General features: G+C 42.7%; 23 protein-coding genes. All 23 read right to left on the bottom strand.

Annotated features, from left to right (window positions below; genetic code table 11):
- Positions 1-23: 23 nt before the first annotated feature.
- Positions 24-659, bottom strand: coding sequence for an orotate phosphoribosyltransferase (pyrE, locus tag ABIE66_RS08145; protein ID WP_370014377.1), 636 nt, complete (start codon positions 657-659; stop codon positions 24-26).
- Positions 656-1,369, bottom strand: coding sequence for an orotidine-5'-phosphate decarboxylase (gene pyrF / locus ABIE66_RS08140; protein ID WP_370014376.1), 714 nt, complete (start codon positions 1,367-1,369; stop codon positions 656-658). Before pyrF ends, pyrE begins: the two co-directional genes overlap by 4 nt.
- Entirely contained in the window at positions 1,341-2,282 is a 942-nt protein-coding gene (locus ABIE66_RS08135) for a dihydroorotate dehydrogenase (protein WP_370014375.1), read from the bottom strand. Before ABIE66_RS08135 ends, pyrF begins: the two co-directional genes overlap by 29 nt.
- Complete coding sequence (locus tag ABIE66_RS08130; protein ID WP_063231913.1) at positions 2,279-3,058, bottom strand: dihydroorotate dehydrogenase electron transfer subunit; 780 nt, start codon at positions 3,056-3,058, stop codon at positions 2,279-2,281. The genes ABIE66_RS08135 and ABIE66_RS08130 overlap by 4 nt, the downstream gene beginning before the upstream one ends.
- Positions 3,055-6,261, bottom strand: a complete 3,207-nt coding sequence (gene carB, locus ABIE66_RS08125; RefSeq protein WP_289324347.1) for a carbamoyl-phosphate synthase large subunit — start codon at positions 6,259-6,261, stop codon at positions 3,055-3,057. Before carB ends, ABIE66_RS08130 begins: the two co-directional genes overlap by 4 nt.
- Positions 6,240-7,346 (bottom strand): carbamoyl phosphate synthase small subunit, encoded by a 1,107-nt coding sequence (locus ABIE66_RS08120; RefSeq protein WP_370014374.1) that lies wholly within the window; start codon positions 7,344-7,346, stop codon positions 6,240-6,242. Before ABIE66_RS08120 ends, carB begins: the two co-directional genes overlap by 22 nt.
- The gene (locus tag ABIE66_RS08115; RefSeq protein ID WP_370014373.1) at positions 7,343-8,629 is read right to left on the bottom strand and encodes a dihydroorotase; all 1,287 of its coding nucleotides are present in this window, start codon (positions 8,627-8,629) and stop codon (positions 7,343-7,345) included. The genes ABIE66_RS08120 and ABIE66_RS08115 overlap by 4 nt, the downstream gene beginning before the upstream one ends.
- Positions 8,592-9,527 carry an aspartate carbamoyltransferase catalytic subunit gene (locus ABIE66_RS08110; protein WP_370014372.1) on the bottom strand — a complete coding sequence of 312 codons (936 nt, stop codon included), beginning with the start codon at positions 9,525-9,527 and terminating at the stop codon, positions 8,592-8,594. The genes ABIE66_RS08115 and ABIE66_RS08110 overlap by 38 nt, the downstream gene beginning before the upstream one ends.
- Positions 9,528-9,729: 202 nt before the next feature.
- A complete protein-coding gene (locus tag ABIE66_RS08105; RefSeq protein WP_370014371.1) occupies positions 9,730-11,019 on the bottom strand; it encodes a solute carrier family 23 protein in 1,290 nt (429 codons plus the stop codon).
- Positions 11,020-11,196: 177 nt separating this feature from the next.
- A complete protein-coding gene (pyrR, locus tag ABIE66_RS08100; protein WP_289318440.1) occupies positions 11,197-11,742 on the bottom strand; it encodes a bifunctional pyr operon transcriptional regulator/uracil phosphoribosyltransferase PyrR in 546 nt (181 codons plus the stop codon).
- Between the two features lie 193 nt (positions 11,743-11,935).
- The gene (locus ABIE66_RS08095; RefSeq protein ID WP_370014370.1) at positions 11,936-12,853 is read right to left on the bottom strand and encodes an RluA family pseudouridine synthase; all 918 of its coding nucleotides are present in this window, start codon (positions 12,851-12,853) and stop codon (positions 11,936-11,938) included.
- Positions 12,846-13,316, bottom strand: a complete 471-nt coding sequence (gene lspA, locus ABIE66_RS08090; RefSeq protein WP_289324342.1) for a signal peptidase II — start codon at positions 13,314-13,316, stop codon at positions 12,846-12,848. The genes ABIE66_RS08095 and lspA overlap by 8 nt, the downstream gene beginning before the upstream one ends.
- A 238-nt stretch (positions 13,317-13,554) precedes the next feature.
- Positions 13,555-16,323, bottom strand: a complete 2,769-nt coding sequence (gene ileS, locus ABIE66_RS08085) for an isoleucine--tRNA ligase (RefSeq protein ID WP_370014369.1) — start codon at positions 16,321-16,323, stop codon at positions 13,555-13,557.
- A 394-nt stretch (positions 16,324-16,717) separates the two neighbouring features.
- A complete protein-coding gene (locus ABIE66_RS08080; protein WP_057913479.1) occupies positions 16,718-17,233 on the bottom strand; it encodes a DivIVA domain-containing protein in 516 nt (171 codons plus the stop codon).
- A gap of 85 nt (positions 17,234-17,318) precedes the next feature.
- A complete protein-coding gene (locus ABIE66_RS08075) occupies positions 17,319-18,092 on the bottom strand; it encodes a YlmH family RNA-binding protein (protein ID WP_370014368.1) in 774 nt (257 codons plus the stop codon).
- A gap of 138 nt (positions 18,093-18,230) precedes the next feature.
- Entirely contained in the window at positions 18,231-18,497 is a 267-nt protein-coding gene (locus ABIE66_RS08070) for a YggT family protein (protein ID WP_289324339.1), read from the bottom strand.
- A 6-nt stretch (positions 18,498-18,503) separates the two neighbouring features.
- Positions 18,504-18,968, bottom strand: coding sequence for a cell division protein SepF (locus ABIE66_RS08065; RefSeq protein WP_289324338.1), 465 nt, complete (start codon positions 18,966-18,968; stop codon positions 18,504-18,506).
- A gap of 21 nt (positions 18,969-18,989) precedes the next feature.
- Positions 18,990-19,661 (bottom strand): YggS family pyridoxal phosphate-dependent enzyme, encoded by a 672-nt coding sequence (locus ABIE66_RS08060; RefSeq protein WP_289324337.1) that lies wholly within the window; start codon positions 19,659-19,661, stop codon positions 18,990-18,992.
- The gene (gene pgeF / locus ABIE66_RS08055; RefSeq protein WP_370014367.1) at positions 19,662-20,489 is read right to left on the bottom strand and encodes a peptidoglycan editing factor PgeF; all 828 of its coding nucleotides are present in this window, start codon (positions 20,487-20,489) and stop codon (positions 19,662-19,664) included.
- 55 nt (positions 20,490-20,544) lie between these two features.
- Complete coding sequence (locus ABIE66_RS08050; RefSeq protein ID WP_053345249.1) at positions 20,545-20,814, bottom strand: YlmC/YmxH family sporulation protein; 270 nt, start codon at positions 20,812-20,814, stop codon at positions 20,545-20,547.
- A 231-nt stretch (positions 20,815-21,045) separates the two neighbouring features.
- On the bottom strand, positions 21,046-21,825 hold the full coding sequence (gene sigG / locus ABIE66_RS08045; protein ID WP_034313871.1) for an RNA polymerase sporulation sigma factor SigG: 780 nt from the start codon (positions 21,823-21,825) through the stop codon (positions 21,046-21,048).
- Between the two features lie 150 nt (positions 21,826-21,975).
- Positions 21,976-22,695, bottom strand: coding sequence for an RNA polymerase sporulation sigma factor SigE (sigE, locus tag ABIE66_RS08040; RefSeq protein ID WP_053345247.1), 720 nt, complete (start codon positions 22,693-22,695; stop codon positions 21,976-21,978).
- A 58-nt stretch (positions 22,696-22,753) separates the two neighbouring features.
- Positions 22,754-23,680: a sigma-E processing peptidase SpoIIGA gene (gene spoIIGA / locus ABIE66_RS08035; protein WP_289324335.1), complete on the bottom strand. Its 927-nt coding sequence runs from the start codon at positions 23,678-23,680 to the stop codon at positions 22,754-22,756.
- Positions 23,681-24,174: the final 494 nt, after the last annotated feature.

The following is a 24,174-nucleotide window of genomic DNA, read 5'->3' as shown; positions in this document are numbered from 1 at the left end:
GTGTGATTGGGTCACCTCTATTTTCATGCTGAAATCCAAGCGGTATCTGCCGGATTCTCCCGCCATTTTTTCAACTTTTCCAATTCATCTTCTGTGATATACCCTTTTTCATTAGCGACTTTTATCAAAGTCGAGTAGTCACTCAACGAGTGGTTAGTGATGCCCGCAGCATCGAATTTTTCTTTTCCCTTTTCCAATTCGTAAGTAAAGATCGAAACGACTCCAAGAACATCACAGCCAGCTTCTTTCAACGCGTTAACAGCAGTAATCACACTGCCGCCGGTTGAAATCAAGTCTTCCACAACAACCACTTTTTGTCCTGGAACAGCGCGGCCTTCGATTTGATTACCCTTTCCGTGCTCTTTAGCTTTCGAGCGGACATAGCACATCGGTGCATTTAATTTTTCACTCACCCAAGCAGCATGCGGAATGCCAGCAGTTGCAGTGCCTGCGATCAGTTCAACCTCAGGGAAATGCTGTTCAATCAATCCTTTCAAACCTTCCGCTATTTCATTGCGAACCTCTGGGTATGAAAGGGTTAAGCGGTTGTCGCAATAAATGGGTGATTGAATTCCTGATGCCCAAGTAAAGGGGTCATTCGGCTGTAGGTACACTGCTTTTATTTCCAATAAATGTTCAGCTATCTTTTGATTTATCATGATATTCCCTCCCAAGCTGCTTTCATATCCAAATACGCCCTTAATGGATCTTTCGCCCCCGTTATGGCTCTCCCTACAACGATGGCATCCGCTCCAAAATCCCTTGCCTGTTCAGGCGTGGCAATTCTCTTTTGATCATGCGTCTGTCCACCTGCACTTCGGATTCCAGGTGTGACCGTTAAGAATTCATGTCCGATGCGTTCATGTATGTTCTTTACTTCATGTGTGGAACAGACGACGCCATCCAATCCAGCCTGTTGAGTAAGTTTTGCATAATGGAGGACCGAATCCTCCAGAGATCCGGCAATGTTTTGCTCATCATTCATTTGTTCTTGTGACGTGCTAGTCAGTTGGGTAACCCCTATGCATAACGGACGCTTTTTACCAGCGGACGTTCCTTTATCAAGACCCTCCATAGCTGCTTCCATCATCTTTTGGCCACCCGCCGCATGTACATTGACCATGTCAGCTCCTAAAGTTGCCAAACCTGTCATGGCCATTTTGACAGTATTCGGAATATCATGAAGCTTCAAGTCCAAAAACACATCGTGGCCTTGCTCTTTTACGAAAGAAATAATTGATGGTCCATTCTGATAAAATAATTCCATCCCCACTTTTACAGCAAGTTTTTCCGAGGGGAACTGTTTAAGGAATCTCTCTGTTTGAATGAGATTAGGGAAATCAAGAGCGATAATTAATGACTGCTTCATTCTGCTTCCAGCTCCTTCCGGTACATTCTGAGATATGGTCAAATCCCAGCTCATCCAACAATTTCGGTAAATCTTCTATGATGGTCGGGCATACGAAGGGATCCACGAAGTTGGCAGTTCCCACCGCCACAGCACTGGCACCTGCATAGAAAAATTCAATGACGTCTTCTGCTGTAGCGATTCCGCCCATTCCGATTATTGGAATCGACACTTGCTGGCTTACCTCATAAATCATCCGGAGAGCAACCGGTTTTATTGCAGGACCAGATAACCCACCCGTTCTGTTCGAAAGGATCGGCTTGCCAGTTTTTAAATCCAATCGCATGCCGACTAATGTGTTTATCATTGTCAACCCGTCGGCTCCGCCTTCTTCTACAGCTTTGGCCATTTCCACAATGTTACTGACATTCGGTGAAAGCTTTACATATACAGGAACCGAAGATACTTCCTTGACCGCCTTGGTTACCTCTTTGGCAACTTCCGGTACCGTCCCGAAAGCTATGCCTCCTTCTTTTACATTCGGACAAGAGATATTCAATTCGAGTGCTTTTACATTCCCGACCTTACTTATGTCACTGGCTACCTTTACATAGTCAGCTATTTGTGAACCCGCAACGTTGGCGATGATTGGGACATCATACCCACCTAGCCATGCCAGTTCTTCACTGATGACCTTTTCTAAACCTGGATTCTGCAGCCCGATGGCGTTCAGCATTCCCGAAGAGGTCTCCGCTACACGCGGAGTCGGGTTACCGAACCTCGGTTCAGGAGTGGTCGCTTTGATCATGATCGCTCCAAGAATATCCAAGTCGAAAAATTGACTGTATTCACGGCCGAAACCAAAGCATCCAGATGCTGGCATGACCGGGTTTTTCAAGTGTAATCCTGGTAACTCAACTGAAAGCCTGTTCATAATAGCACCTCTCCTGCCCGGAATACAGGTCCATCACTGCATACCTTTTTATAACTGAAACCAGTTGGATCATCCCCTGTATGACATACGCAGGCAAAGCATGCACCGATGCCGCAACCCATCCTTTCCTCGAGGGACAAGAAAAGTTTTTTCTCACGATAGCCCGCTTCCAATGCTTTTAACATTGGTGTAGGGCCGCATGAAAAGATCGTTGCAAACTCCTGCTCCAGGTTGTCAATTACAGTCGTAACAAATCCTTTTGTCCCATATGAACCATCCACTGTGGCAATATGGGTATCACCTAATTCACTAAACTCTTTTTCATAAAAGATGGCTGACTTGGTCTGGAAGCCCAATACATGGATTACCCTGACACCATTCGCAACCAACATCTGTGATAATTGATACAGGGGCGGGACACCAATCCCACCACCAACCAATAACGCTGTTTCGCCCTTCTTCGCTTCATGAACGGGAAATCCATTGCCAAGGGGACCAAGGATATCGACCGCTTCTGCTTGTTTACGCTGTGATAACAACGTTGTTCCTTTACCTTCAGCCCTATAAATCATCGTGAACTGTTTTTCACTGCCATTATAAGAAGAAATTGAAATCGGGCGTCTTAACAATGGCTCAGTACCATCTGTTGTCTTGACTTGGACAAACTGGCCTGGTTGCTTCATCTCTGAAACCAATTCACCTTGCAGAGTAAGTTCAAAGATGGATGGGGCCAGTTCTTTATGAGTTAACACCTTCATTCTTTCCTTCTTGATCATATATAGCTCACCTCACGACTTATTTCCGTTTTTCCCATCGCTTCTGCCGAGAAGGTCATGGATTCTATCACTCTTAAAATGGCTTCTGCCGTATCGAGTGATGTTAGGCATGTCACTCCATTTTCAACCGATTCACGTCGGATTCTAAAACCATCGCGTTCCGGCTGCTTTCCTTTGGTCAAAGTGTTAATGACAAATTGTGCATCCCCGTTTCGGATAACATCCAGTAGGTTTGTACCTTCTTCGCCAATTTTACCGACAATTGCAGTCGGGATGCCGGATTGCTCCAATAGGGCAGCAGTTCCGCTGGTGGCTATCAGCTTGAAACCGATATTATGGAAACGTCTTGCTAAAAGCAGCGCCTCTTGCTTATCTTTATCGGATATCGTCAATAAGACCGAACCATGCCCTTCAATTTTGAAGCCGGAAGCGACCAGGCCTTTATATAAAGCCTTTTCAAGTGTGCTATCTTTCCCCATTACTTCACCAGTCGATTTCATTTCAGGTCCAAGCGAAATGTCCACACCTCTTAATTTCGCAAAAGAGAAGACCGGCACTTTCACATAGACCCCAGATTGTTCTGGCACTAATCCTGATTGGTAACCTTGGCTTTCAAGCGAGTGGCCCAAGATGACCTTCGTTGCTAAGTTAGCCATCGGCACATTCGTAATTTTACTTAAGAATGGAACGGTTCGGCTAGAACGTGGATTTACTTCAATGACATACACTTCTTCATTGCTGATGACATATTGAATGTTCAAGAGACCAATTATATTCAAGCCTTTTGCCAATCGGGTCGTATAGTCGATGATTACTTCTTTTTGTTTTTCCGTTAAATTTTGAGGCGGATAGACTGCAATCGAATCACCGGAATGGACGCCGGCACGTTCGATATGCTCCATGATCCCTGGGATAACGACCGTTTCGCCATCGGAAATGCCATCGACTTCGACTTCCTTACCCGTCAAGTAGCGGTCTATCAGGACAGGATGATCTGGATTTATTTTCACGGCATTTTTCATGTAATGCAGCAATTCCTCTTGTTTATAGACGATTTCCATCGCTCTTCCTCCGAGTACGTACGATGGCCTTACTAATACCGGGTAACCAATGTCTTCGGCAATGACGATCGCTTCATCAACCGATGTTGCGGTTTTACCTTTTGGCTGCGGAATGCCTAAATCCTTAAGTGCCTTTTCGAATTTATTACGATTTTCCGCCCTATCCAGGTCTTCAAGTGAAGTACCAAGGATCTTCACTCCTCTTTCAACAAGACCATCTGCAAGGTTAATCGCTGTCTGTCCGCCAAACTGGACGATGACCCCTTCTGGTTTTTCCAAATCGATGACATGCATGACATCTTCAAGAGTCAATGGTTCGAAATAAAGTTTGTCGGAGATACTGAAGTCCGTTGAAACTGTTTCGGGATTGTTGTTAATGATGATCGCTTCATATCCCGCTTCTTTAATTGCCCATACCGAATGTACGGTCGCATAATCAAACTCTACTCCCTGCCCTATCCGAATTGGGCCAGACCCCAGAACAATGACACTTTTCTTGTCAGTAACGATGGATTCATTTTCATCTTCGTAAGTTCCATAAAAATACGGTGTTTCCGATTCGAACTCGGCAGCACATGTATCGACCATTTTGTAAACAGGGATGATCCCTTGCTTTTTCCGGTACTCATAGACGTCAATTTCGGGAACTTCCCAGATTTCTGCAATCGTTTTGTCAGAAAACCCTAGTTCTTTAGCCTTTTGCAATACTTCACTATCAAAGGAATGTTCTTTAAGTTCCTTTTCAAAGTCGATTATCTTTTTCAACTTATGCAAGAAGAATAAATCGATCTCGCTCCATTCGTGAATGGTTTCGATCGTCTTCCCTCTTCTTAATGCTTCGCCGATATAGAATAACCGTTCATCTCCAGCTTTTCGGATCCGTTTCTCTATTTTTTCATCCTCAAACTCGTCATTCAATTCAAGATGGTATATACCCGCTTCAAGGGAACGAACAGCTTTTAAGATGGATTCTTCGAATGTACGGCCGATTGCCATGACTTCTCCGGTCGCTTTCATTTGTGTCCCGAGCCTGCGGTTGGCGCTTTCGAACTTATCAAAAGGCCAGCGCGGAATCTTTGTAACGACATAGTCCAGGGCCGGTTCAAAGCTCGCATAGGTTTTACCTGTGACCGGGTTCATCATTTCATCAAGCGTCAAACCAACTGCTATCTTTGCTGCAAGCTTTGCAATTGGATAACCTGTTGCTTTTGAAGCAAGTGCCGACGAACGGCTGACCCTTGGGTTCACTTCAATGACATAATATTGATAGCTGTTTGGATCTAGCGCAAGCTGAACATTGCATCCACCTTCAATTTTCAAGGCACGGATAATCTTCAAAGACGTATTTCTGAGCATTTGATATTCTCTGTCACTTAAAGTTTGGCTAGGTGCGGCAACTATCGAATCGCCAGTATGGACACCGACAGGGTCGAAGTTTTCCATATTACATACAACTATTGCATTATCATTGGAATCACGCATCACTTCATATTCAACTTCTTTGAACCCGGCAATGCTCTTCTCTAGCAGACATTGGTGAACTGGACTGCTTTTCAGGCCACCCTCAACAATCTCAATCAGTTGCTCTTCGTCATCACAAATCCCACCGCCTGTTCCGCCAAGCGTGAAGGCCGGACGAACAATGACCGGATAGCCGACTCGTTCCACGAATGTATAAGCCTCTTCCAAGTTATGAATGATGTCGCTGTCTGGTACTGGTTCTCCAAGATCGTTCATGAGGGTACGGAACAGGTCACGATCTTCCGCTTGTTGGATGGCGGAAAGTTTCGTCCCAAGGATCTGTACATTGCATTCTTCAAGAATTCCCGCTTCGGCAAGCTCGACGGCCATGTTCAGGCCAGTCTGTCCGCCCAAGGTAGGTAACAGTGCATCCGGGCGCTCTTTACGAATGATTTTGCTGACAAATTCCAATGTGATCGGTTCGATATAGACCGCATCAGCCATTTCACTGTCAGTCATGATTGTGGCAGGGTTGGAGTTGATCAGGATCACTCGATAACCTTCTTCTTTTAAGGCTATACATGCTTGGGTTCCTGCATAATCGAACTCGGCGGCCTGTCCGATGACGATCGGACCGGAACCAATTACTAGGATGCTTTTTATATCAGTGCGTTTTGGCATGTTGTTTCCCCCTTGGTGTTTGCAGCTTCAATCATTTGTAAGAATTCATTGAATAAGTAGTTTGCGTCTTCCGGCCCTGGTGATGCTTCCGGGTGATATTGTACGGTGAAAGCTGGATATTTTTTATGGCGCAGTCCTTCAATCGTATCGTCATTCAATGCTGTATGTGTCACAATAAGATCAGTCTTTTCAATTGAAAACTCTTCGACTGTATATCCATGATTTTGAGATGTGATGGATATCTTCCCGGTGCGAAGGTCTTTAACCGGATGATTTGAACCTCGATGGCCGAATTTTAATTTTTCCGTATCCGCCCCGTTTGCAAGTGCGAATAATTGATGTCCTAAACAGATTCCGAATAATGGCACTTCCGTTTGGATTGTACGGATCATTTCAAGTGTCTCATGAACACTTTTCGGATCCCCAGGACCGTTTGAAAGCATCACACCATCTGGATGATATTGCATCACTTCCTCGGCAGTGACGTTATAAGGCACAACCACGACATCACAGCCGCGCTTCGTCAACTCACGTAAAATCCCATGCTTCATGCCATAGTCTACAAGAACTACCCGCGGGCCTCTGCCCGGGCTAGAATAAGGTGATTTTGTTGAAACCTGTTTCACTTGATTAGAAGGAATCACCGTTGCTTTCAACTGGGAAACAACCTCTTTTGCATCTTTATTGATATTGCAGAGCGCTCCTTTAAGTGCACCTGATTTCCTGATGATCCTTGTCAGCTTTCTCGTATCGATTCCGCTTATTCCAGGTATGTTCTTCATTTTCAGATATTCATCTAGGGATGTTTGGCTTCGCCAGTTAGAAGGAAGTTCTGCTGTTTCCTTAACGACGAATCCTGCTATCGCTGGATTGATGGATTCAAAGTCATCCCGGTTTATCCCGTAGTTCCCGATCAATGGATACGTAAGTGTAACGATTTGACCGCAATAAGATGGATCGGATAGAATCTCCTGGTATCCTGTCATTCCTGTGTTAAAAACGACTTCACCTATTTTTTCTACGTCCCCTCCGAATGCTTCCCCAAGGAAAACCGTTCCATCTTCTAAAATAAGCTGTCTTTTCATCCTTGAACACGTCCTTTTTCCCAAGCTGTTTTTCCTTCTGCAATCGTCATGACTGGCCAGCCATAACATTTCTTTTCATTAAAAGGTGTATTTTTCCCTTTTGAAGCAAACTCTTCATTATTGATTTCTTTTTCCGTTTCCAAATCGATGAGCACGATATCGGCAGTAGCACCTTCTTTAAGCTTTCCATATGGAAGGGAGAAACATTCAGACGGTTTGATTGTCAGGAAATCGACTAATTGCTTTAATGTTAAGACGCCCTTTTTGACCAATTCGGTATAAAGCAGCGGGAAGGCCGTTTCCAATCCTACTATTCCGAAAGGTGCTAGCTGCATTCCCTGAGCCTTTTCCTCAGCCGCATGCGGGGCATGGTCTGTTGCTATAAAATCGATGGTTCCGTCAAGCAGTCCTTCTATCAACGCGTCCCGATCTTCACGGCCCCTTAAAGGCGGGTTCATTTTATAATTCGTATCAAGTCCCGGTATATCATCTTCACACAATAATAAGTGATGCGGTGTAACTTCGGCTGTGACCCGGATACCGGCGCGTTTGGCATCCCTTACCGTTCTAACCGATTCCTTCGTGGATATATGACAAACGTGATAATGGCAATCCGCCGCTTCCGCAAGGAGGATATCCCGGGCAATATGTACAGCTTCACATACCGACGGAATTCCATTGATCCCCTGTTCCTTTGAGAATCTTCCTTCATGGACGGAGCCTTTATTGATTAAGCTATTATCTTCACAATGAGCAACTATGGCCATATCCTGAGCGGCTGCCCGCTTCATGGCCTCCAGCATCATCCCAGCTTCTTGAATTCCTACGCCATCGTCCGTAAAGGCGAAAGCACCCGTTTGTTTTAATGAAGAAAAGTCGGTCAATTCCTTGCCAGCTTCCCTAATCGTTATGGATGCATAAGGGAGTACCCGGACATGCGCCGTTTCTTCAATTTTCCGGTTAAGCGCTTCAAGGTTTTCCACTGTATCAGGAACGGGCCGAGTATTAGGCATCGCCGCTACAGTAGTGAAACCGCCTCTTGCCGCTGCAAGCGTTCCACTTGCGATTGTTTCCTTGTGTTCACCGCCCGGTTCGCGTAAATGGACATGCAGGTCAATAAATCCCGATGTAATGAGTAACCCTTCAGCGTCAACTACCTTACAATTTTCCGTAGCCAGGTTCTCGCCGATTTTTGTGATGACCTTTCCTTCTATTTCGATGTCCGCTTTTTTGAATGAGTTTTGATTATCTAGCAATACTCCATTTTTGATTACGGTTTTCATGGATGATTCCCCCTTCAGATTGTTCAAGCACATTTTTTAATACGGCCATTCTGATGAACACGCCATTTTCCATTTGTTTGAAAATTCTTGAGCGGCTGCATTCGACTAAATCACTGTCTATTTCAACACCGCGGTTTATTGGTGCAGGATGCATGATGATCGCATCCGGTTTCATATTTTTTTCACGTTGTTTGGTCAGGCCGAAACTTTCGAGATAATTTCCGTTTGCCTGATCGTATTTTTCATTATGCCTTTCATGCTGGATTCTGAGCAGCATGACCACATCCGAAGTAGCTACCGCTTGATCGATGTCTTCATACCTTCCTAAACTGTTTGTTCTGTCAAACCATTCAGGCGGACCTGAAAATACGACATTCGCTCCTAATCGAGTTAATGCTTCTGCATTCGATTTCGCAACCCGACTATGCCTGACATCCCCGATTATCGCAATTTTCAGACCTTCGAAACTTTTAAACTCTTGTTTTATCGTCAATAAGTCCAGTAATGACTGGGTTGGATGATTCCCGCATCCATCCCCTGCATTGATTATCGGGATCTTTATCCTCCCTTTCAATTCGTCAAAATAATTATCCTGCTCATGACGGATGATCAAGGCATTGATGCCTATCGCTTCTAACGTTTTAACAGTGTCATATAAGGTTTCGCCTTTTAACACGGATGATGTACCCGCATCAAAAGGAATGACCTCAAGGCCCAGTTTTCTTTCAGCCATTTCAAAGCTTGATTTTGTACGTGTGCTTGGTTCAAAGAAGAGATTGGCAACTGTGGTCTGCTGTTTAGGATTCCATCCCGAGCCATTGGCAAATCCCTCAGCCTCGTCTAGAATTCTTTCAATTTCAGGTATAGTCAATTCATTCATCGTCAATAATTTTTTCATCGATCCTGCTCCTTTCACATTTGTGATGCGGGGCATAAAAAAACACCCCGCCATTAAGGACAGGGTGTAGGTCATAAAGAAGCGTGAGGTCACGGAATGGTTATAACAACCTATCCCGTTCTCATTCATCTTTACAGCAACACCCTTTTAAGCCTCTCTGGACTTCTTTTAAAAGGTGATTTATTGTTTAATGCAGTTTCACTTATTTTTCAAAGATGTCTCCTGATATTTTTTCCCTGTCAGGAAGAATCAAGTTAAGAAGGATTCCGACGATGGCTGAAAGTGCCATTCCGGAAAGCGATACCGTGTCCGATAGTTGTACGAACGCTCCCCCGATTCCTAACACCAGGATGACTGAAGCTATCATCAGGTTTCTTTTCTTGTCAAAATCAACCTTATTATCAATCAGCATCCTTAATCCACTTGATGCGATGATACCGAAGAGTAAGATGGAAATGCCGCCCATTACAGCTGTAGGTATCGAGCTGATGACTGCTGATATCTTACCGTTAAAGCCAAAGATGATCGCAGTTAATGCTGCCCCTCCGATGATATACACACTAAATGCCTTTGTCATCGTAAGGACCCCAATATTTTCACCATATGATGTCAGCGGTGGACCACCGATGAACGAACCAATCATGATTCCTGCTCCATCTCCTAAAATCGAACGATGCAAACCGGGCTTTTCCAAAAAGTTTCTGCCAACTACTTTGCTCAGTACCATCTGGTGCCCGATATGTTCTGATAAAGTCACGATGGCAACGGGTACCATGATGGCAATGACCTCCCATGAGAAGGTCGGTGTATAGGTTACATATGGAAACATGAAGTCAGGCATTTCCCACCATTGTGCTGACTTGATTGGTTCATAATCTATTATTCCTGCAACTGCCGAACAGCTGTAGCCCACTATGATTCCCATTAAGATGGGAATCAAGTTGATGAATCCCTTAAAGAACACGTTGCAGATAATGGTTACCGCTAAAGTGATCAGCGCTATAACTATATATGTGACGCTGTATTTATCTTGTGGATCATACATTGCCATTTCCACGGCCGTTCCGGCAAGGCTTAATCCGATTACGATAATGACCGGACCCACCACAACCGGAGGAAGTAAATTCATTAACCAGCGCAACCCGACTTTTTGGATGATCAAAGCTACTATCCCATATATGAATCCTGCTGCAAAACAGCCGATCATGGCCGCCTCCGGACCTCCTAAAGCCTTTGCCGCGATGATTGGCGTAATGAAGGCGAAAGATGAACCGAGATAAGCAGGTATCTGCCCTTTGGTAATCAATAAGTAAGAAAGTGTGCCTAATCCGCTTGAAACCAGTGCTACCGCCGGACTTAACCCTACCAGGAATGGCACTAGCACCGTTGCACCGAACATGGCGAACAAATGCTGGATGCTTAACGTAATCCACTGGCCAACCTTTGGCACGTCCTCGACATCCAGTACGATGTCCCTTTTTGTTTCTTCCATTTTCGTATCCCCCTCATGAAAATTGCATCAAAACTGCAAAAACCCTCTTTGCAGTATATACAAAGAGGGTTTCTCAGAAGGTGAATGCCTATGCATGGCACAACTCTCCCGATTGACTCCCCTTTGCCAGCCTCTCTGGACTGTCTTTAAAAGGGTGATATGAAATTTTCATGTTGTTTAGTTTTCTAATATAGTAACTTGATCTACTTCATCTACTTCTGTTAAAGTAACGGTAATTTTTTCAGATTGGGAAGTCGGAACGTTTTTCCCGACGAAATCTGCACGTATAGGCAGTTCCCTATGTCCCCTATCCACTAATACGGCAAGCTGGATTTGCGAAGGTCTTCCCAAATCCACCAGAGCATCCATTGCCGCTCTAACGGTCCTGCCGGTGAAAAGGACATCATCCACTAAAATCACTTTCTTGTCGCTGATATTGACCGGGATGTCTGAACCTTTTACGATGGGTTCCCCATCATTGGTCTTTTTGGAGAGGTCATCGCGATAAAGTGTAATATCCAGTTCACCCAGCTCTATTTCCTTACCTTCTATTTGATTGATGCGCTTTGCGAGTCGGTCAGCAAGGAAAATCCCGCGTGTGCGTATCCCGATTAAGACGCAATCTTCAATCCCCTTATTCTTCTCAATAATTTCATGGGCAATTCTCGTCAAGGCTCTGCTAATGGCCTGCTCATCAAGTACTATGGCTTTCTCATTCAACATGTCGGCCACCCCGATTCCTTTTTTCTGATAGGTCAGTTTCAACAAAAAATCCTCATGCCAAGAAGGCATGAGGATTTTATCGCCATGGGTATAATTATCCCACATTGCGTATCCGTTTCCTTCTCAGTCTCTCTGAACTGTGTTAAAGGTTCTTATTAAGTTGTTATTATAATATATCAGAAAAATGTATTTGTCAATCCTTACTTCTACGTAATTGATTAATTAGATTTTCAAACTCTTCCGGAATCGGAGCTTCGAATTCCATATACTCATTCGTACGTGGATGAATGAAACCAAGAAGTCCCGCGTGCAATGCTTGTCCATCTAATTTCAGGGTCTTTTTCGGACCATATTTCGGATCTCCCGCTAGTGGGAAGCCAATGTATTTCATGTGAACACGGATTTGATGTGTTCTGCCTGTTTCAAGCTGGCATTCCACCAAAGTGAAACCATTGAAACGTTCGATGACCCGGAAATGTGTGACAGCATTTTTGGAATTTGAATCTGTGACAGTCATGCTTTGGCGATCTTTTTTATCCCGGCCGATCGGTGCATCAATCGTTCCGAAGTCATGAGGGATCACACCATGAACTACAGCTTGATACTTACGTGTAACCGTTTTGTCAACCAGCTGCTGTACAAGTTTTTCATGTGCCATATCATTTTTTGCAACCATCAATAGACCTGATGTATCTTTGTCGATTCGATGGACGATTCCAGGCCGCATGACTCCGTTGATTCCAGAAAGATCCTTGCAGTGAGCCATCAATCCATTTACAAGCGTGCCAGATACATGTCCCGGTGCCGGGTGGACGACCATACCGCTTGGTTTATTAACAACGAGTACATCTGCATCTTCATAATAGATATCCAAATCCATTTCCTCTGCTACCGCATCCAATTCCTCAAGTTCAGGAATGGTTACTTCGATTGTATCGCCAGGGATAGCTTTGTAATTCGTCTTTATAGCCAAGCCATTTACTAAAACATGGTCATCCTTAATCCATTGCTGGACTTGAGTACGTGACCATTCCTCATTCAAAGTGGAAAGAGCTTTATCAATCCTGACTCCTTTTAGTGTTTCATCGATGCTGTATAACCTTTTATCCATTATCTTTCTCCTTAGCGTTTTTTTCTTCTAAAAACATATGAATCACGAGCAGACCGACACCAATTGAAAGCGCAGCATCAGCAACATTAAATACCGGGAAACTGTAGCTGAAAATATAGGTATGAACGAAATCCACTACTTCCTGACGAGCAACACGATCGATGAAATTACCAATCGCACCGCCTAGCATGAGAGCAAGTGCAACTCCAAGCAAACGGCTGTCCTTCGCCATTTTCTGAATATAATAGACAAGTCCAATAATGACAGCGATGGTGATGATGTAGAAAAACCACATTTGACCTTGTAGAATTCCCCATGCTGCCCCACGATTACGATGCGAGGTGATATATAGAAGGTTTTCAATAATTTCAATGCTTTCTCCGTACTCCATTTTTTTCACAATCATCCATTTTGTCAGCTGATCGAGAGCTATGACCAAAAGGGCAATCAAATAATAAAACACATTTTTTCCCCCAAACTAATCAAATCTTCACTTTTGAATTGTAGCATAAACTAGAAATAATGACTAATCCGAAAAACAGAAGTCAGTTATCTGTACCTGAAGAATAAAGGGCCGATTGAAAAAAGGCAACATTCCTTATGGAGGTTGTTATACTATCAAAAAAGTTTTTAGCCTTTGCTTCTATCATTTCCACCAAAAAGCCGGTCCCTTCATAAAGGGACCGGCTTACCTTTTGGAATTATTGATTCACATAATGCTCTTTAACGACTGTTGCACAACGCGGGCAAAGTGTTGGATGCTCTTCCACGTGACCTACTTCTTTCGAAACATTCCAGCAACGTTCACACGTTTCACCTTCTGCTTTGGTAACAAGAATCGCTATATCCTCAAGCTTCACCGCTTCTGTAGGGGCACTTGCCACATCGCCAGCGATTTCAAATTCGGATACAATGAATAACTGTTCAAAGCTTTCCTTGATGCTATCCAGCAGATTCTTCGTTTCTTCATTAACATATACCATCACTTTTGCGTTCAGTGATTTTCCGATGACCTTCTGGTTACGGGCTTCTTCTAATGCTTTTAGTACATTATCACGGACGTTCATGAACGCCGTCCATTTTTCTTCAATGACGTCAGCACCATCAATGGAAATTGCTTCAGGCATCAATGTCAACTGTACACTTTCTTCCGTTACACCCGGAATGAACGCCCATACTTCATCAGATGTATGCGAAAGGATCGGTGACACCAATTTCGTTAAGCTGACCAATGATTCGTAAAGGACAGTCTGAATGGCTAACCGCTCTTTACCATTTGGTGCTTCACAATAAAGAATGTCTTTTGCATAATCCAGGTAGAACGAACTTAAATCCTGAGTGCAGAAATTATTGACCATATTATAAATTGTAGCAAACTCATAATTTTCATAACTTAGCTTCGACTGGGTGATCAGCTTATTCAATTTAACTAGCATGTACCGATCGACTTCAGGTAACTCCTGGACTGCCACTTTATCGGTTTCTGGATTAAATCCATCCAAGTTCCCTAACAGGAAGCGGAATGTATTACGGATTTTACGGTACACTTCCGAAACTTGTTTTAAAATAGGATCGGAAACCCTGACATCCGATTGGTAATCCACCGAAGCAACCCAAAGGCGTAAAATATCTGCACCAAGTTGGTTCATGACCTTGGATGGCAGGACAACGTTCCCAATTGACTTACTCATTTTACGGCCTTCGCCATCCAATGCGAACCCGTGGCTCAACACACCTTTATATGGTGCTTTGCCCGTAACCGCAACACTTGTTGAAAGTGACGAGTTAAACCAGCCGCGGTACTGATCGGAACCTTCTAAATAAAGGTCAGCAGGGCGCTGCAGGTCGTCTCTTTCTTCAAGTACCGCTTGATGAGAAGAACCTGAGTCAAACCATACGTCCATGATATCCGTTTCTTTCGTGAAGATGCCATTCGGGCTGCCTTCATGTGTATAGCCTTCAGGCAGAATGTCTTTCGCTTCACGCTCAAACCAGATGTTCGAACCGTGTTCGCGGAATAGATTTGAAATATGGTTGATGGTTTCATCTGTAATGATCGGCTCGCCATTTTCTGCATAAATGACTGGAATTGGCACGCCCCATGCACGTTGGCGGGAAATACACCAATCCCCGCGGTCACGGACCATATTGAATAAGCGAGTTTCGCCCCAAGCGGGTACCCATTTGGTTTCTTCAATCGCTTCCAGAAGTTCACTTCGGAAGTCTTTGATTGACGCAAACCATTGTGCTGTTGCACGGAAAATCGTTGGTTTCTTAGTCCGCCAGTCATGTGGGTAAGAGTGTGTAATGAACGTCAAGTTCAATAACGCGCCTGCTTCTGTTAATTTTTCAGTAATTGGTTTATTCGCTTGATCATAAAATAACCCAGCAAATTCCCCTGCCTCTTCCGTCATGACTCCTTTTTCATCTACAGGACAAAGTACGTCCAAGCCGTATTTTTGCCCAATGATAAAGTCATCTTCACCATGTCCAGGTGCAGTATGAACACACCCCGTACCTGCTTCAGTTGTTACGTGCTCACCCAACATGATTAAAGATTCGCGGTCATAAAGAGGGTGTTTGGCAACAGCACGGTCCAACTCGCTCCCTTTTACCGTTTTCAGGATAGACGGGTTATCCCAGCCTAAAGTTTCTGTAACCGATTCAAGGAGTGCTTCAGCAATTAAGAATTTGTCATTTTCGACAGCCACTACTACGTAATTTAATTGCGGATGTAATGAGATACCAAGGTTAGCAGGAATCGTCCATGGAGTTGTCGTCCAGATGATGATTTTTACGCCTTCTTCGATTACACCTTTGCCATCCGTGACTTCAAAAGCAACATAGATTGACGCAGAACGTTTGTCTTGATATTCAATTTCAGCTTCGGCTAGGGCTGATTCACTTGATGGAGACCAGTAAACAGGTTTTTTCCCTTTATAGATATAGCCTTTTTTCGCCATTTCACCGAAGACCTTGATTTGCTGTGCTTCATATTCAGGCTTTAATGTGATATAAGGATTATCCCAATCACCACGGACCCCTATTCTCTTAAACTGCTCACGTTGATTGTCAATCTGAACATAAGCATACTCTTCACAAAGCTTCCTGAACTCGGCAACGCTCATTTCTTTCCGTTTCACGCCTTTTTTTGTCAATGCCGTTTCGATTGGAAGCCCATGCGTATCCCAGCCAGGTACATACGGTGCTTGAAAACCGCTCATCGATTTAAATCGGACAATGAAATCCTTTAAAACCTTATTCATTGCATGGCCCATATGGATATCGCCGTTAGCATATGGAGGTCCATCATGCAAAATGAATAAAGGGCGTCCTTCCGTTTGTTCCTGCACTTTTTTATAGATGTTCATTTCTTTCCATTTTTCTTGAATTTCCGGCTCACGTTTCGGCAAATTCCCCCGCATTGGAAATTCAGTTTTAGGCATCAATAAGGTATCTTTGTATTCCATCATAAAATCCTCCATCCGTCTTTACAAAAATTCATTCGAACCAATGACTTGATATCCGGCCAAAATAAAAAGCCTTCTCATCCCTGAAAAAAGGGACGAGAAAGCTTAGCTTCCCGCGGTACCACCCTGGCTAGAAAGATCCACAAAGTGAATCCAACCTCTCGAGCATTCGTAACGTGAATGAAACGCTTCATTTACTTACTGCAAAAGCAGGTTCAACTCAGAACTCAAGGGTGATCTTCAATATCTTCGCTTATTCCGGGCTTTCACCATCCCCGGTTCGCTAAAAATAAGTGTGTGAAGAATTTACTTTCCCTGTCATCGCCTAATGTCATAATGAATAGTATTGTTAAAAAATTATATGCGAAAAAAGTGTTCAAAGTCAAGGAATCGTTTAAATTTCCTCTTCCACTCTCTCATTTAATTCAATTTCAGTCGCATCTACTTCATAATCCAGAAGATGATCCCAATCGTCATTGTCCAGCAAATCCAGCTGTGCACCGACAAGCATTTTGAAACGCGTCCGGAATACTTTGGATTGCTTTTTCAAATCTTCGATATCCATAGCAATTTTCCTTGCTTTCACAAGTGACTCATTGACGATCCGGTCAGCATTTTTCTCTGCTTCCTTTATGATCAGTTTCGCTTCTTTTTGGGCATTGCGCCTTAATTCTTCGGCTGCTTCTTGTGCGACAATAATCGACTTATTAAGTGTACCCTCAATTGTCGTAAAATGTCCCAAACGATCATATGTCTCGTTTAGTTTATCTTCAATTTCTTTCTTCTCCCTCAAAATCAGTTCATAATCTTTAATGACCTGGTCGAGAAATTCATTTACTTCATCTTCATCATACCCACGAAATACCTTGTTAAATTCCTTGTTATGTATATCTATCGGGGTTAAGGGCATTACGGCACCTCCAGAACGGTTTCTACTCTAGTATGTTAAAACTCTATATTCGACAATAAATGTATGAATCCTGCTTGATATTGAATTATTTTTGTCTGCCTAACGAGATTCTCCACTTATCCTTCTTGGTTTTCCCATCAATTGAAGCTATTTTACATCTGCCAAAACCTCTGATGGAAAGTGTATCACCCTCACGGCATTCTTCCGAGACGTTTTCCGTTTGCTTGAAATTCACCTTTACTTTTCCTGACGTTATCAAGGCTTGCGTTTTTTGACGGGACATATTCAGGACGGACGATAGCACACTGTCAAGCCTAAGAGAACTGACGGTGGATACTTGCTCTTCCCATTCTTCGTTAACTTGGATGATATTCCCGATTGGAATCCGTTTGATGGTAACGGAAGCGTTACCTATTTTCTCCAGGTTTCCTGTGAGATATAAATCCATCTCCTCGGCAGCTATAAATTGAATATGCTCCTCCGTCACTATTATATCACCAAATTTTTCACGTTTTACCCCAAGTGACATCAAGGTTCCAAGTATTTGCCTATGTTCAAGCGTAACAAACTTTTTTGGATAGGAGATATCGTATAAGGAGATATTGAAATCCGATGGTTCAGGAGAGTAATAATCAGGGTAAATGAGCACACGTTTTCGCTCTACGTAATCGCTCCCGCCATTAAATTGCAGTTTCGCATCCGGATCATTCCCTAATAAGGATGTAAGAATTTCCTGCTGACGCGGATCAAGGAAATCAGATAGTTTCGGAGCGTAGGAATTTTTAACCTGATCAATCCAATTCATTGCCTGGTCAATAAATTCTTTTTCCTCCGGCCTGAAATGCTGATAAATACTCATGATTGAATAAATGCTCCTTAGCTATCAAGTTAATGGTCGATCATAAGGAATTGATTAACTGGTTCTTCGTTGCTTGCTACTACACAGCGGAAATTCTTCCGACTGTGTAGTAATGATGCATGTCAGGTTAATTGTTGATCATCCTATTAAAGTCTGTAAGTAATTGATTCCGTAACCGCTGGCAAAATTAAGCACCAGCAAGGCCACAAGAGGTGAAAGATCGATCATCCCAAGTGACGGTATGAACTTTCTGAACGGTTCTAAATACGGTTCGCAAATCTTTTCAAGGAATTTACCAATCGATGTCTCCCTTGCATTTGGGAACCATGACATCAATATGTAACCGATTAATGCCATTGAATAAATTTCTATTAAATAATATAAACCCTGAAGCACTAAACCCATTAACCATTACCACCTCGCTTCTTCGTACTCCTCTTCGGCCGCAAAGCCGGTAATATTACCGGAAACATCGACGTTGTCCGGGGTACATAAGAATATATCTGTTCCGATTTTTTGGATATCCCCGCTGATTGCATAGACAGTCCCACTTAGAAAATCGATGATTCGTTTTCCTTGATCATGCTGGATTCGTTGAAGGTTCACAACAACAGCACGTCTGTTTTTTAAATGATCAGCTACTTCCTGGGCTTCTGCATAAGCACGAGGCTCCAATAATACTACTTTAGAAGATTTCTGTACGCTTTGCAAACTTACGATATTCTGATTGGTATTATTCCCTGCAGAAGCGGGCTGCTGCTGTTTACCTGACTTCACGACTTTTGGTTCAGCCTCCTCTTCTTCCATCACTTCATCCTTGTACTCATACTCATCATCCAGAGCGAAATAAGATTTAAATTTTGATACGAACGACATCTATAGCGTACCTCCTTAAAATTATTCGCCTACAAGTGCAGTACCAATCCTAATCATTGTTGCGCCTTCTTCAATGGCAATCATGAAATCATTGGACATCCCCATGGACAATTCAGTGCAGGGGGCATGCTTCAACCCGGCATTTTGTATTTCCACCTGGATGCCCTTCAGTTTCCGGAAGCATTTCCGCAAAACCTGTTCATCATCCGTCAAAGGAGCCATCGTCATCAATCCTGCAACATTCACCTTATCAAAAACAGCTAACCCTTTTATGAAATCCATTGTCGCCTCAGAATTCAGGCCATGTTTCGATTCCTCACCTGAAACGTTCACCTGCACTAAACAGTTTATCGGCTCATTTGCGCGTTTTTGAATTTCTTCCGCCAAAGAAATGCGATCCAACGAATGGATATAAGAAATTTTATCGATGACATTCTTTACTTTTCGTGTTTGCATGGAACCAATATAATGCCAGTGGGGCTTGTCCTTCAGCACTTCATATTTATTCAAAAGCCCTTCGTCACGGTTTTCACCCAAATCAATTATTCCCGCTTCCAATGCTTCATTTGCCCTCTCGACCGAAACATATTTCGTCACTGCGATTAACCTTATATCTTTACGGTCCCTTCCACTATTTTCACATGCTATATTTATTTTTTCTTCGATGTTTTTTAAATTGTCCACTACTTTCACTTACCCTAAATCCTCCTTCCAACCGATAAAACTCATCAATCTACCTGTCTTCCCGTTATCACGGCGATGCGAAAAAAACAATTCATGATCACAGCTTGTACAGTATGATGTAACGTCGATCTGACTTTTTGGAATTCCTGATTTTTGAAGAATCAATGCATTAAGTTGCTTAAGATCTAACTGATATTGACCTTCACTGATTAAATTATATGGCTTTTCGTCATTATCTACCAGCAAATTCTGCACTAAATCCATAACATGATCATCCACTACATAGCACTTCGAACAAATCGAAGGTCCAATAACAGCAAATATCTCCGTTGCCTTTATACCCTTATCTAGCCATACCTCAACCATTTTTCGGGCAATTCCATTAACGGTACCCTTCCAGCCAGCATGTGCCACCCCAATCATACCATGTGCCGGAGCAAGAAAGTATAAGGGCACGCAGTCCGCATAGCAAAGGGTCAGTAAAACATTTTGATCCTTTGTATAAAATCCGTCAGTTGCTTTAAAGGCAGAATCATAATCCATTGCACCTCTTCCGCCATCGCGGCTGGTAACTTGATGGATATTCGTTTCATGTGTCTGCTCGGCGCCTATCCATTCATTAAGCGGAAACAACAGCTTATCGGCTAAAATCCTGCGGTTTCCCTGGACATCTTCAAGCTTATCCCCGACATGAAAACCGGTATTCAATGTTTGAAAATCCCCTGAACTGACTCCCCCATTTTTTGTGGTGAAGCCCGCTACGAGCTGGAGATTTTGTTGTCTCCAGCTGTCAATGAGCATATATTGGTCTTTTACTAAAACAAATGGCTCTTTCATGCTATAAACCTCTTTAGTTTTAGTCTAGTGTATCATATATTTACGCCATGTACCTTTAAAACCGTTCATCTTTCAGCTCTGCTTGAAATACCGTCTGATGTTCAACAAGAATGACATCTGCACCGATTTTTTTTATTTTGCGCCAGGGAATCACAATATCCTGTTCCCTCCCGAAGAAACCCATTAGCCTTGTTCCATTTGAAACGATGATGGCCTCTATTTTCCCTGTGGCCGTATTGATTTCAAGATCTGACATATTACCTAATTTCTTTCCATCGGCTATATTGACGATATCCTTAATTTGAAATTCGGAAATCCTGGTCATATCACTCAACTCCTCAAAATTTCATCATAGATGAAGGTCCTATTCCTATGTATATGACATGATTCACTCAAGGATGAAGAATACGATAAATAAACGTACATACAGTTTCCGATTCCCTTCTGGAAGGGATTTTCACAAAATAAAAAAGCCGCTATGGATAAGTTGCTGATAAGCGGGTAATCGACATTTTTGCCCTACCCGCTTCAGCTAACTTTTTCTCATGCTCAGCTTCTACTGTTGGATATTTTTATTCATTTGCTTGATTGCCGCTTTTTCCAATCGGGATACTTGCGCTTGTGAAATGCCAATTTCCTCGGCTACCTCCATTTGCGTCTTCCCTTGGAAAAACCGTTTGCGAAGGATCATTTTTTCCCGGTCATTCAACCGTCTCATGCCTTCATTTATAGCTATTTCATCAATCCAGGTACTATCTTTATTTTTTTCGTCACTCAGTTGGTCGAGTACATAAATCGGATCCCCGCCATCATTATAAATCGGTTCAAAAAGTGAAACTGGATCTTGTATAGCATCTAGTGCAAAAACAATTTCTTCATGAGGTACTTCCAACACCTTGGCGATTTCTTCAGCTGTCGGCTCACGAAGGGTCTGACTTATGAGCTTTTCTTTTACCTGCAAAGCTTTGTAAGCGATGTCTCTTAAAGAACGGGATACCCGAATCGGATTATTGTCACGAAGATATCTTCTGATTTCTCCAATAATCATCGGTACAGCATACGTTGAAAACTTAACATTTTGACCTAGGTCAAAGTTATCTATCGACTTCATTAACCCTATACAGCCTACCTGAAATAGATCATCTACATACTCTCCCCGATTGTTGAAGCGCTGAATGACGCTTAGAACGAGTCGAAGATTCCCGTTTACCAGTTTCTCTCTTGCTGAAATATCGCCATCTTGCAGTTCTTTAAAGAGTTTTCTCATTTCTTCATTCTTTAAAACCGGTAATTTTGATGTATCCACACCGCAGATTTCAACCTTATTACGAGACAAAATTATTCCCTCCTCACAGGAGCGCTGTACAAAAAACAGTATTTCCGCGGGAGGAAAAAATATGCACATGGCTAGAACGGAAAATCATCATTATTTTTCAAAATAGCTAACAAAGTATTGATTTAATTGGCATTTAAGCTCTTTATTTTTTTACACCATTTTATTAAATTCTTTTCGAAGCCTCTTAATAATCCTTTTTTCCAAACGTGAAATGTAGGATTGGGAAATCCCCAGCATATCGGCAACATCCTTTTGTGTTTTTTCTTCCCCACCTGCAAGTCCAAAACGGAGTTCCATTATCTGTTTTTCACGTTCGGATAACTGCGTAAGTGCTTTTGTCAGCAGCTTGCGGTCAACGTTTGCCTCGAGGTCCTTCGTGATGATGTCATCGTCAGTTCCAAGGACATCGGATAACAGTAGTTCATTTCCATCCCAATCGATATTCAGAGGTTCATCAAAAGAAACTTCAGAACGGATTTTGTTATTTCTGCGTAAATACATTAATATTTCATTCTCGATGCATCTCGAAGCATATGTAGCCAGTTTAATTTTCTTCTCAGGATTGAATGTATTCACAGCTTTGATCAAACCTATGGTACCAATGCTGATTAAATCTTCAATATTGATGCCCGTATTTTCAAATTTCCTGGCAATATAAACCACCAGCCTTAAATTCCGTTCAATTAAGATCGATCGTGCAGCTTCATCGCCCTTGGGTAATTTATTGATCAGTATTGCCTCTTCTTCCTTTGAAAGGGGCGGCGGCAGTGCCTCACTCCCTCCTATATAAAATATTTCGTCCGTTTTCAATCCGAGCTTGAACAATAGTTTGTACCAAAAATAAGTGAGCCGAAGAATGAATTTCTTCAAAATAATTCTCCCTTCTAATAAACGGATTATGGTTCAAATTTAAGAATGAATCAATGAATCAGGAGGCATTTTGCACCGGTATTCCGGTTAACATTTTCGGGTGAACGATAGATTGATAGCTATTGTCGGGAGAGAGTTGCTGAAAGGTAAACGAAACGAGACCCTGCTTGACATGATATTCTTTTTCCCCTTGAACGATTTTAATGTAATCCGGCTTGATTGCGGTTAACAGCTGATGTTCATGACCCACGACTTTATAAGGGATGACACGCATTCTTCCGGTCCATGAATATTCGGGCTGTACTTCCTGCTTAATCAGGTTATCAGGGTTTTTAAAGAGCTCTAGCATGTCGTTTGGAATTCCTGCTTCTCCGCCTGAAAGAGAGATGATCATCACTGGGGAACGTGTAATCGGATCATATAATTGATTGCCGCTATCCACCAAACCAAGAAACGTACCTTCAAATTCAGAAATTTTAACCGAGACCGAAACCATTTGTTCATGTGTAAGCTTTGTCATCTCCATCCCTTCAAGTGTTCGCTTGGAAAATTGCCAAGCGAGCGGGAACCCAATCATTACAAATATCCAGCTGACAGGGTCACCAAAACGATTGATTCCTGCATATTGACCAGGGTCCTTGGAAACGATTTGAAATTCAAATAGGTAGTGAAGTCCCAGCAGGATACCTCCCGATAAAAACGTCACAAAATATAAAGTGGCCACCGATTTCATAAAAAGTTTTAACCTATTGAACCCAAAGGTTGCCAGCACCATGACCAGGGATACAAAAATCTTCATGTACGCTCGGTCGGCAATTGCATAAAAAGGAGTGAACGCCAATACGATAATGAAGGAACCGATCAGCCCGCCGATGCATACCCGCCAAAGAGCTACCCTACGTTTGAGAATGATGGCGGTCCAATATAAAAGGAGGCAGTCAAATAACCAATTCAATAACCAGATCACATCTAAATATAAGGTCAAACACCCTCCCCTCCTTTTATGAACTAACCTTCCACTAGCAAAAAGTATAGCGTACCTGCCCTTAGAAAGTGTGTCACTTTTTGTACTGAAAAACTTAAGATTTTTTCAGTCATTTTTACCCTTTTTGTAGAAAAACAGCTATTGATATTTTCAATACTGTCTTAGAGACTATCCTGCTCCCTTTTACTACTGTCGATTTATGTTATAAAAGTTTAATAATTTATTGACTCTCTTATCTTGTTACATTTACCAAATATAAATGGCCCGACCCGGTAACCGTAAACGAAGGTGCATGACCAGGAACTCCATCAAGAAGCGGAATCGGGCCTTCCACCGAACCGGAGCATTCAGACACCGATCAAGGGTGCAATTTTCCAGATTTCGATTAGCTATTCGATCAGAGTGACAATGCCCGAGAAAGCCCCATCATCATTAAGGTCAATGGACACAATTGCATTTTTATGAATTCATTTTTCAGACGACAAAAAACCGTC

The sequence above is a fragment of the Peribacillus sp. B2I2 genome (assembly GCF_041261685.1).
Lineage (GTDB): Bacteria > Bacillota > Bacilli > Bacillales > DSM-1321 > Peribacillus.
Note: the sequence above shows the minus strand (reverse complement) of the source record. Positions and strands in the feature narration are given on the sequence as shown.